The organism is Aquimarina aggregata, from assembly GCF_001632745.1.
GTDB lineage: Bacteria > Bacteroidota > Bacteroidia > Flavobacteriales > Flavobacteriaceae > Aquimarina > Aquimarina aggregata.
Map to the genome: position 1 here is coordinate 84,383 of NZ_LQRT01000008.1, position 10,708 is coordinate 95,090.

Annotated in this window: 10 protein-coding genes; all 10 read right to left on the bottom strand. The window is 33.1% G+C overall.

Annotated elements, in window-relative coordinates:
- Window positions 1-26: 26 nt before the first annotated feature.
- The 10 genes from AWE51_RS10610 to AWE51_RS10655 all read right to left on the bottom strand — a co-directional run bounded on the left by AWE51_RS10610 (window position 27) and on the right by AWE51_RS10655 (window position 10,334).
- Window positions 27-530 (bottom strand): rhodanese-like domain-containing protein, encoded by a 504-nt coding sequence (locus tag AWE51_RS10610; RefSeq protein ID WP_066313265.1) that lies wholly within the window; start codon window positions 528-530, stop codon window positions 27-29.
- Entirely contained in the window at window positions 530-1,471 is a 942-nt protein-coding gene (locus tag AWE51_RS10615) for a radical SAM protein (RefSeq protein ID WP_066313268.1), read from the bottom strand. The genes AWE51_RS10610 and AWE51_RS10615 overlap by 1 nt, the downstream gene beginning before the upstream one ends.
- Window positions 1,461-2,201: an ABC transporter ATP-binding protein gene (locus tag AWE51_RS10620; protein WP_066313270.1), complete on the bottom strand. Its 741-nt coding sequence runs from the start codon at window positions 2,199-2,201 to the stop codon at window positions 1,461-1,463. The genes AWE51_RS10615 and AWE51_RS10620 overlap by 11 nt, the downstream gene beginning before the upstream one ends.
- Complete coding sequence (locus tag AWE51_RS10625) at window positions 2,198-2,968, bottom strand: ABC transporter permease (protein WP_082832396.1); 771 nt, start codon at window positions 2,966-2,968, stop codon at window positions 2,198-2,200. Before AWE51_RS10625 ends, AWE51_RS10620 begins: the two co-directional genes overlap by 4 nt.
- Complete coding sequence (locus AWE51_RS10630; protein WP_157766069.1) at window positions 2,961-3,806, bottom strand: sulfate ABC transporter permease; 846 nt, start codon at window positions 3,804-3,806, stop codon at window positions 2,961-2,963. The genes AWE51_RS10625 and AWE51_RS10630 overlap by 8 nt, the downstream gene beginning before the upstream one ends.
- Window positions 3,807-3,862: 56 nt before the next feature.
- Entirely contained in the window at window positions 3,863-5,071 is a 1,209-nt protein-coding gene (locus tag AWE51_RS10635; protein WP_066313272.1) for an ABC transporter substrate-binding protein, read from the bottom strand.
- Window positions 5,072-5,080: 9 nt separating this feature from the next.
- On the bottom strand, window positions 5,081-8,062 hold the full coding sequence (locus tag AWE51_RS10640; protein WP_066313273.1) for a TonB-dependent receptor: 2,982 nt from the start codon (window positions 8,060-8,062) through the stop codon (window positions 5,081-5,083).
- A gap of 88 nt (window positions 8,063-8,150) precedes the next feature.
- Window positions 8,151-8,834 carry a TIGR04282 family arsenosugar biosynthesis glycosyltransferase gene (locus AWE51_RS10645; protein ID WP_066313274.1) on the bottom strand — a complete coding sequence of 228 codons (684 nt, stop codon included), beginning with the start codon at window positions 8,832-8,834 and terminating at the stop codon, window positions 8,151-8,153.
- 3 nt (window positions 8,835-8,837) lie between these two features.
- The gene (gene arsS / locus AWE51_RS10650; protein WP_066313276.1) at window positions 8,838-9,905 is read right to left on the bottom strand and encodes an arsenosugar biosynthesis radical SAM (seleno)protein ArsS; all 1,068 of its coding nucleotides are present in this window, start codon (window positions 9,903-9,905) and stop codon (window positions 8,838-8,840) included.
- A gap of 93 nt (window positions 9,906-9,998) precedes the next feature.
- The gene (locus tag AWE51_RS10655; RefSeq protein WP_066313279.1) at window positions 9,999-10,334 is read right to left on the bottom strand and encodes an arsenosugar biosynthesis-associated peroxidase-like protein; all 336 of its coding nucleotides are present in this window, start codon (window positions 10,332-10,334) and stop codon (window positions 9,999-10,001) included.
- Window positions 10,335-10,708 lie beyond the last annotated feature (374 nt).

Sequence of the window (10,708 nt, forward strand, 5' to 3'; positions counted from 1 at the left end):
TTTTTCAAAATGATAGTGGTTTAAGACTAGTACACTTTTTTACCTTTTAATAGCCATTTTGACCATTCTTTAGAGCAAACATGAACTTTTTCTGTTGATTTTTCTTCAGAATCAACTACCTCATAGTCTTTGTTTTTCCATTCAAAAATGCCACCATAGAGGTTGAGTACATTTGTGTATCCTTCTTTCTTTAACTTTTCTGAAATATCTTCTGATCGAACGCCAAGACTACAATAGACCACAATTTTAGTGTCTTTAGGGATATTTTGTTTGGTTACAGTATTTATTTTGAAATGATCGTACCCTACCAATTTTGCGTTTTTGATGTGGCTAACATCAAATTCATTTTTTTCTCTCGCATCCAATAACACCACTTGATCTTTAATGTCTTTTAGTTCATTTACAGAAATATATGGTACACTTTCATTATTATATTTGCTTAGTAATTTGTCAAGATCGGTGGTTTGCGCATTTACCCCTAAATACAATAGAGACATAAGGACGGTGTAGATATAAAAGTTTTTTTTCATTAGGCTAGTTCTTTTATTCCATTTTCATCGAAAATGATATTTTTATTACATTTTAAGAAATGATCGCAATACAAGCAAATATTTTTGAGTTCTTTATTTTTTAGTGAAGCTTGTTGTTTGGAAATTCCAATTGGAACTCCCATCTCCAGGGGGGTACCTTCATTTAGTATTTTAAATACGGCATTTTTTGAAGCACGTTGCAATACATGAGCAACTTTTTGTTTTCGAGCATCCCCCATTGGGAAATGTGTACCTGGACAGCATGGGTTGATTTTCCATAATTGAATACTAATTTCTTGAGGAATATCATCATGTCCGCCAAGAAAATTACGTGCTCCAGATAAAATAGAGCAAAAATTATGATCTGGGTCTTTTTTCCAGATGTCATTTTTTATTGCTTTTCCTCGTGCCCAATTACCGCCTAACCACATATCTTCACTGGCTCCCCAGTACCCCCAGCTTAGTGGATTTTCTGTTAGATAATGCCCTCCTTCGATCAGTGGATCTTTTTCTGTTCCTGAAACACCGCAACTTTCAAAAAGATCGGCTAGTTCTATAAGTCGACTACCGGCTTTTTTGTGGTAACGATCAATACTAGCAATGTCAAAACGTGTAACGCCTTTGTTAATAAGTGTTTCGACTATGTTTTTATTAAGAAGATCTCCGTTGGTTTGAAGCATTACTTGGGTTTTGCCATTATACTTTTCCCGAACTCTATCTAAAATTGCATAGAGTAATTTTTTTTCGGCTACAGGTTCACCACCACTCAAGATTAAACGATCTACCGTATCGGGTAAATTTTCTATAATTGCCATACAGTCAGATTCACTTATTCTTTTACCAAAGGGGCTAGAATCATTGTAACAATGATCACAGTCATCATTACAGAGCTGTGTAAATACCCAATAAATGGATTGTATGTGATTAAAATCATTCTTCATTTGCATGTATATTTTTCCAGAATTCTATTTCTTCTTTTATTCCTGTAGAAGGGTCATTAAGAAATTCTTCTTTGTTTTTAAAAGTTTTTAATACACCACTTTGCATTTTGCCAATTTGATCTCCCATAATTAGGGCTTCTTTAAGGTCATGGGTAACAAATAAAGTTGTGATTTTATATTGTTTTAAGGTTTCTTTACAAAGGCGTTGCATTTGTTTTCGGGTATCGACATCTAAAGCTCCAAAAGGTTCGTCTAAGAGTAATATTTTTGGTTGTATAATTAATGCTCGTCCAAAAGATACACGTTGACGTTGACCACCGCTTAGTTGCGTTGGCATTTTATGAATGTGTTTTTGTAATTCTAGATCATAGAGCATTTTAGTGACTCTATTTTTGACCTCTTGAGCATTTATCTTTCTTAATTTTAATCCAAACGCTATATTTTCAAAAACATTTAGATGAGGAAATAATAATGCATCTTGATATAGGTATACTATATTTCGTTTATGGGCAGAAAGGGTAGTTATGTCGTTGTTCTCTAGAAGTATTGTTCCGTTATCTTGTTTTTCTAACCCCGCAATTATTTTTAACAATGTAGTTTTACCACTACCAGATTTGCCCAAAATACTAAGTGTCTTGCTTTCTTGAAGAAAAAAAGAAGTTTGTGTAAGGATGTGTTCATCTTCAAATGCCTTACTAAGGTTTTGTATGTCTAGCAGTTGGTTTGTCATATCGTTTGTTGGTTTGTAAAAATGAAACGTTTATTAAGATATAACAGTATCATTGGTGGAATGATCAAAAGACAAGATGCTAGCGCAGCTAAAAAAATATTTGCTTCTTGTATATATTGAAAAACACTTAGTGTCAAGGTTTTTATTTTTCCAACCCCTATTAAGGCAGTTAAGCCATATTCAAACCAAGAGATTAAAAAAACCTGAAAAAAGCATAACAGCAGAACTCCTTTAGACAGAGGTAGAACGACCTTATAAAATGTTATCCAAGAATTACCTCCTAAAGTATTACTTAATTCAGCTATTGCTTTAATACGTGGATTCCAAAAATTGCTAAAAATAAGGACTCCAAATGGGTAAGTTATAAATAGTTGAGCTAGTATTACTCCGAAAAAAGTCCCTGAAACATCTACAAAAGTAAAATAGAACTGTAGTGTCGCGGCTAAAATTACAGGAGAAAATACGTAGGGGATATAGGCCAAAAACAACCATCTACTTTTGTAGACACTATATGATATATGTTTAGAAGAAAAGAAAGATAATAATGTTACCACAGAACTTACTCCTAGAGATATCCCTATTGATTTTAGGGTAACCATAAGTAATTCAGAATTTATTTGATATATATCATTCCAGTGCTGTAAAGTAAATTGGTCTGGAAAAATATTTGGGTATACCCATGATTTGCCAAAAGATAATAGTAACAACAAAGCTATAGGAAATGTTACCATAAGCATAAATACAGGTATCAAAGCTTTTCTAATCATCAAAGTTTCTTTTTAAGGGTGAAACAGATAGTTGTGTACTTGACTTCGAAAAAAACAAAAAGTATAATATCAATCCAATAAATATCATATACAAACAAGCAATAGCATATGCTTGAGGAATATCGTTAAGATTAAAGCGTTGCAGTTTTTGTATTGCAAGAACAGAAATCATTTGCGGATTTTGTCTTCCTAGTAGTAATGGTATTTCATAACTGCTCATCACAAAAACGATAAATAAACTAATAGTGATCTTTGCTTTTTTTAATATTACAGGCAACACAATTTTGAATAAGGCCTGTGTTTTTGTTGCGCCTAAACTCATGGCAATATTTTTTAAATGATCTATTTGTTCTTGTTTATAGAGATTTGAAAAAAGAATTGCAAAAAAGGGCGTAATCATTAAGATACATGAGTATAGAATTGAAAATCCATACGTGTCATTTGTAAGATCAGGGAAAGACGTTATTTCTGTTAGTATACCTAGATGTGATACTATTCTTGAGATTAGTCCTGATTTTGACCATACTTGAAAACTAAATAATGCGACTACAATAGCCGGAAAACATAAAGGTATATATAATAGATATGATACTATACTATTGTTGCTAACCAGGCTTTTTTTCCAGAATAATACTATTGTTAAGGCTAATAGTATGCTTATACTCACAGAGACAATGGCAATATAGAAACTATACCCTAAAGAAAACCAAAATGAGGTATCGGTTAAAACATTAACCCAATGTGAAAGTGTGAAACCGTTATTTAAAATCCCTATGGTTCCAATACTATATAGAAATGCGTACACAAAACCACCTCCTACAGGGAGTATAGTAAGCATTAAGAATACTATTTTATTACTTAGAATATTAAAATGGTTAGCATTCATGTTTTTATTTATTTGATCATATATTTTCTGAAATCTTCAGCTAATCGGATCATATATTCTGGGTTGATTTCTTGTAAAGCTCTTTGAGTAATTTCTGATCGTTTTGGTGCATATTTCCTGTTAGGTTGGTTATTAAATTTGGCTTTTAGTAAAGAAGGTAATTTCTTTGTGTCTAATACTGTTCCATCTCCCCATACACTTGGATCTTGTTTTTTTAATTGAGCTTCAGCAGAGATCATTTCATTGGCGACTACCATAGCAGCGGCTTTATTTATAGACATTTTAGAGATTCCCATATAGTGCGAGTTTTGTATAGTGCCATACTTAGGAACATAGGCTCTAGTGGTCTCGGGAAATATTCCTTCGGCAATTTTATTGTCGACTTCGGCATCATTATTACTCATTGTAAACCATAGCTCACCACTAGCAAATAGTTGATGCATAGGCGCTACAGCTTCAGGAAAAGTTTCTCCGTTTTTCCAGAGATATGGTTTTAAAGTGGTAAGATATGACCAGAGTTCTGAACTATATTTTTGGTACTTTTTTTCGTCAAAATCACCATTTAAACTTCCGTTACCCCCAGCAATATCAATTAATAATGCTTTAAGAAAGGTAAGTCCTGTAAAGTGATTGTCCCAAGTAAATTTACCTGGGTTTTCTTTTGCAAACTTATATAGAGCTTCTCTGGTCATTGGAGGAGTTTTTACCTTTTCACTATTATAAATGATAGTCATTTGTACATTACCCCATGGTAGTTCATAACCAGCAATAGGTTGTTGAAAATCCATACCAATAAATTTATTATCAAAATCTATGAATTCGGCATTTGGTAATTTGGATGTCCATGGGCCATAAAGTCCTTTAATTTGTTGTAGTTGATAAAAAGTTTCTCCATTAATCCATACCATATCTAGATCACTTTCTGTTTTATTGGCTTGTAATTCTGCCATCAAGATTTGTACAATCGTATTTCCTTGTCCACTGCTAATAGTAAGATCTATGTTATACTTTTCTTTCACCAAAGGTCTGATATAAGAATTCATATACGCATTTATCTTTGTGTCACCTGTCCACATCATTAGGTTGACACTTTGATTTTGCCCTTGCTTAATAATCTCGTCCCAGCTGGCTGAGGCAATAGCAAAAGAAGTTTCTTTTTGTTCTTTTCCACATGCTAGTAAGAGCATTGCGAGTATAACATAGATTAACTTTTTCATAAGTGATTTTTAAAATAAATAACGAACTCCAAATTGAAACTGTCTAGGTGGTCCTGCGTTGCGTTGCACAAACCGCCCGCTTGCAGCAGAACCTTGCTGAATTTGATTACTTTGTGTAGCATTGTTGCTATAGCCACTCAGGTTTTCGGTATTAAATACATTAAAAATATCAGCTCGTATTTCGATAGTATTATTTCCTAATACGAATTGATGTTGCAAGCCAACATCAAAATTAGTGCTCCATGGTAAACGATCACTATTTCTGGATTCTCCAGGAAAGCGATCACTATTACCAACATACGCATCTCCAAAACCTGATCCATCACCATTAAGATCAGTTGTTCCAAATAACAAAGCATCAGGAATACGATTAATAGGTTGTCCACTTTGTAAAAGAGCGGCAAGAGTTATTGATGTGCCTTTGAATGGATAATAATTAAATATACCATTGATATTGTGAGTACGGTCGTTTATAGAAGGTCCAAACTCTGAGTCATAGTTATTAGCATCTTGCGCTCTGAAATTAATGTCTTCTGTATCATTTTCTAATGAGGATAGTGTATAATTTATACGATACGCATAGTTGTCTGTTCCTTTATTTTTTTGAAAATTAAAACTAGCCGCATAGTATCTAGATTTTCCTTCGGTTTCTGAGATAACCACATTTCTTGCAACTCCTGTACGTGTTTGTCCGTTGATTACAGCGGCACTATTTTGAATTGGAATAGGACGAGTTGCATCTGCTTCTTCTATAGTTCTAATGACAACGTTATTTGGATCTATTGCATATTGCGCTGCCGCATTTAAGTTGCGTAGTCTAAACAAGTTCTCACTTCGATTGTGTACAAGATCAACAAAAAACAATTTGTTATCGTTGATTTGAGTTTGATATCCTAAGGCAAATTGATGTGTAAACGGATTGTCAAACCCATTAGGGTTTAATATTCTACGTTCATTAGAAAATGCACCTTCTCTTTGGTCCTGTAGTTGATCAGCGGTAGGTCCCTGAAGATAGTTTACACCACTTACATTTGCACCTATGTTTCCATCAAAAAGCACACGATCTAAATCTGTGTCTGCCGGTAATATACCTAGGTTTATAAATTCTTGAATTTGCGCTCTATAATCTGTTGAAGTGGTGTTTTGTTGTAACGCATCGCTATACACCGCATATGGGATTTTATCGTATGATACTGCATAGCCTCCTCGTATGGTGCTATTATTACTTAGTTGATAGTTAAGATTAACACGAGGAGCAAAATTATTGTAATCTCCATCTGTGTTACCAGCCTTAGAAAGATTATCATAGTCATATCGAAGACCTAAAGTAATGTTTAGTTTTTCGGTTACATCCCATAGATCTTCAACATAAATAGAATAAATGTTTTGATTCGTACCAAAAGAAGCTGGACGCAGTTCAACATTGTAATTGCTTACCAAAGCATCGGAAGGGATATCGGTGATACTTAAGTTGCCATTAACGTTATTATTGCGTAATACATCGATTTGATTTTGGGTTAAGTCAACAGTATATGATCCATTTGGAACTCCACCTCCAAAAAGTTCATGATCACCTCTAATGTAATTTGCACCTGCTTTTAAGGTGTGATTTGATAAGTATAATTTGAATTTTTGTTGTAATTGAATAGTGTTTTCTAGAGCATCGAATACAAAGCCAGGGTGTCCAAGTACAGCAATAGTTTCCTGCAAAGGATTGCGTACTGTAACTTGGGGACTATCTGGATTTTCTGGATCTGCATAGTTCCAACGAAATCTACTGTATTGTACATTGGTTTCTGCACTTATGTTTCCTAGGGTGTATGAGTTTTTTAGTGCAATATTGATGCTGTTTCGTTGTTGTTGATTTGCTGCAGAATTAAATTGTACACCTCCATCAAGACCACCTCCTTGTCTTTCGATACTTACTACGCCAATATTGGCACGTAAGGAAGATCGAAAATTGGTACTCCAAAATTGATCAATTTTTCCAGAAAAATAATTAAAGGAATTATTTCCGCGTATGGTTTCGTTAATTCCCAAATCCGATACATTCAATAAATTATCTTTTACATCTGTGGTATGTTCAAAATTAAAATAGTAAAAGGTTTTATCTTTTATAATAGGTCCACCGATACCAATACCCGTCTGATATCGAGCAAAACCATCTCTTACAGCGTTACCGGATAAATCGCGCTGTGCAAAATCTGTCTGACCATCAATAGAAGGTCCAGGACGTGTAGTAAAAAATACTTCTCCAGTTACTTCATTTGTACCTGATTTTGTAGTGATATCAACTACTCCATTATTGGTTAACCCATATTCTGCAGAAAAATTATTTGTTAGTACAGTGATGTCTTTTACAAAACCAACAGGAATCGCAAAGCGTTGTCCTCCTAAAAAACGTTCATTATTATCTAATCCATCAATTAAGTATGAGGTAAATAGAGAATTAGCGCCATTAATACTAATATTAGGCGCCTCTGGAAAAAAACCTGTTGCTTGTGATACATTTGGTAGACGATATAATACACGAGTAATGTCTCTACCTTCTACAGGAATTTCCTGAATTTCTTTAGCTTTTAGTTCAAAGGCGACTTCTGCATCTCTTCGATTGATATTAGCAGTTGGATTAGCAGAAAGAATTACTTCTTCTAATTGTGTTGTAGACCCTTTTGCAAGTAAAGCAATTTTGATACTTGAGTTTTTGTTTGATCGGATATCAATACCAGTTTTGTTTAAAGGGTTAAATTGATCATTTCCGATAAATGAAAGTTCATAGTTGTTAAGTATGGGGAGTGCTCTAAAAATAACTTTTCCTTTAGAATCAGTTGTTTTTTGTATTGTAATTCCTTGATTAGGATTACTTAATGTAATAGTAATATCAGATAAAGCTTGACTAGTTTCGAAGTCTATCACTGAAACTGTAAAATCTTCTTGCGCAAAACTAATTGCACTTATACATAGTAATCCCCAAATGAATATATTCTTCATTTAATGAGTTTAATTTTAATAAAAAAGAAAGTTGAATGAAAGGACCTTTATTGTTTCATTATTGAAAAATAAAAACGCCTAATTTAAATTATTGAAAAGAAACAAAAGGAGGACCTTTATTAAAGAAGTAATTTGTGTGCAAAGAAGTTATAAGTTCTGTAACAGTATCTTGAATAACTACTTTGCTGTTTAGTATAGCTTTTATAATTTTTTTTAGATGTACAGAAAGTGTTCTAAAAAAACGAGATATAGATTCAATATCACTAATAGTATCTATATCGATAAGTATTTCTAATGTAACTAACTCAATTTTGGCTGTTTTAATAAGCCTAGAAATACATTTGGATAGTGTTCTTGATTGCCAAGGTAACTTTAAAAATACATCAATATTAAACTGAGATTTATGCAATCCCATAAGGTAGAACCCTCCATCCTTCGATGGGCCTAATACAAATTTATTATTCTCAAGTTGTTTAACACTTTCAATTAAATGCTGTTTAGTAAGATGAGGAGTATCGTTACCTATTGTAATAACATTTTCATATCCTCGATCATAGACATCTTGAATAGCGTTCACAAAACGCTCTCCAAAAGTATGGCCACGTTGTTCTTTTTCTGTGTAAACAAAAAATGGAAGACCAGTACGTTGTGCCGTTAAAATGGTTTTTTGATTCAGCTCAGAAAACAGAGCTTTACCACCTATAATAGATTTGTTTTTCAATTCTTCTTGAATTGAATTTGCAAAAACTAATATGGCGGTCTTTTGATTCATAAATTATGCTACTGTTCCTTGACAACTACTTCCTGCCCCGGCTGTACAACCATAACAATGTTGTGATATTAGGATATTTCTATTCTGAAGTAACTCTTCATTATATTCACTAATATGCTTTACTTTACTGGCTACCTTAAGATCGAGCATTTGATTAAAATCGCAGTCGTAAAGCCAACCATCCCAACTTATTGATATCGTATTTGTACACATTACATTTGCAACGGCACTTGGGTTATAAGCTTCTACCAAAGCATACATATAATCTTCATAGTTTTCTGATGCGATTAGATAATCTAAAAACCTACTTATAGGTAAGTTTGTAATTGCAAAGAGGTTATGAAATTGTATGTTGAAATCTTCGAGTAATGCTTTTTTGAAATCTTTTTCCATCGACATTTGATCCCCTGGTAAAAATGCTCCTGAAGGATTATAAACAAGATCTAATCTTAAGTCACTATTTGGCATTCCATAACCACGTTCATTAAGTTCTTGTAATGCTTTAATAGATTTGTCAAAAACACCATCACCGCGTTGTTTATCGGTTTTACCTCTGGTCCAATGTGGCATTGAAGAAACTACATGAACATTATGTTTTTTAAAAAAATCTGGCAGGTCATAGTATTTTTTATTTGCTCTAATTATTGTAAGATTACTTCTAACAATAAAATCTTTGATTCCTGCTTTACTAGCTTCTTCAACAAACCATCTAAAATTAGGGTTCATTTCTGGCGCCCCACCTGTTAAATCTAAAGTATGTGCTCCAGTTTTTTTAATAACATCAAGACATTGAAGCATGGTTTCTTTGGTCATGATTTCTTTTCTGTCAGGACCTGCATCTACATGACAATGCTCGCATACTTGATTACACATATATCCCACATTAATCTGTAAGATCTCGAGCTTATTTGGACGCAAAGGTGCGTAACCTATCTCTGCAATTTTATCGGCAAATTTAGGTAATTCGCCATTTGCAAAAATACCATTATTTAAAATCTCCAACTGCCTATTTGCATTTGCTAATTGGTCATTGCGCTTATGTAAGGATTGTTTTGTTTTCGCTTCAGACATCTTCCTCTATTGAATTATTTTGTATCACTACTACTGTTAAGATATGAAAGTTTTAGACAGGTAAAAAATGTTTTTACCAAGTACAGGTCTCAATTACATAGACAGTTTTTCATATTTGTTCATCATTTGCACTCCATGAACTAAGGTAGCACCGCTCTCTATGGCGGCTCCAGCATGAACAGCTTCCATCATTTCTTCTTTAGTAATACCTTTTTGGAGACCATCTTTTGTATAGGCATCAATACAATACGGACATTTAACAACGTGTGATACTGCAAGTGCTATCAGTGATTTCTCACGAGCACTTAGAGCGCCTTCTTCAAAGACTTTACCGTAATAATCAAAGAACTTAGTACCTAACTCTTCGCTCCACTCTGTTATTTTTCCAAATTTTCTAAGATCTGCTGGATCGTAATATGTTTTTGACATGCTATGTGATGTTTTATCGACAGATATAAAAGCTATATGTCGTATACGTGAATTAATACTTACAATAAAAGCTATTTTGTTTAATTAAAAAAGCTAAAATTTTTATTATGAAGATACAGTAATAAGAACAGAAAATAGATTTATATATTTTTTTAAGGTGATTATTTGTAATTATAAAGTGTTTTTAGAAAAAATAATAGCGTAATGTAAAGTGTTTTTTAATGCGGTAGTTAATTTACTTATGTTTCTAGATGCTAAGAAAAAACTAGACAAAATAGCTTTTGGAGTATTCTAAAAAAGTAAAGTTATATATTTATAAAATATTTACAGTTATTCTATATTTTATAATTTTTATATAGATTTATGGTTTGATT

Excerpts from the sequence above, each read along its gene's own strand:
- AWE51_RS10610 (WP_066313265.1), bottom strand. The coding sequence starts at position 530 with ATGAAAAAAAACTTTTATATCTACACCGTCCTTATGTCTCTATTGTAT.
- AWE51_RS10615 (WP_066313268.1), bottom strand. The coding sequence starts at position 1,471 with ATGAAGAATGATTTTAATCACATACAATCCATTTATTGGGTATTTACA.
- AWE51_RS10620 (WP_066313270.1), bottom strand. The coding sequence starts at position 2,201 with ATGACAAACCAACTGCTAGACATACAAAACCTTAGTAAGGCATTTGAA.
- AWE51_RS10625 (WP_082832396.1), bottom strand. The coding sequence starts at position 2,968 with ATGATTAGAAAAGCTTTGATACCTGTATTTATGCTTATGGTAACATTT.
- AWE51_RS10630 (WP_157766069.1), bottom strand. The coding sequence starts at position 3,806 with ATGCTTACTATACTCCCTGTAGGAGGTGGTTTTGTGTACGCATTTCTA.
- AWE51_RS10635 (WP_066313272.1), bottom strand. The coding sequence starts at position 5,071 with ATGAAAAAGTTAATCTATGTTATACTCGCAATGCTCTTACTAGCATGT.
- AWE51_RS10640 (WP_066313273.1), bottom strand. The coding sequence starts at position 8,062 with ATGAAGAATATATTCATTTGGGGATTACTATGTATAAGTGCAATTAGT.
- AWE51_RS10645 (WP_066313274.1), bottom strand. The coding sequence starts at position 8,834 with ATGAATCAAAAGACCGCCATATTAGTTTTTGCAAATTCAATTCAAGAA.
- arsS (WP_066313276.1), bottom strand. The coding sequence starts at position 9,905 with ATGTCTGAAGCGAAAACAAAACAATCCTTACATAAGCGCAATGACCAA.
- AWE51_RS10655 (WP_066313279.1), bottom strand. The coding sequence starts at position 10,334 with ATGTCAAAAACATATTACGATCCAGCAGATCTTAGAAAATTTGGAAAA.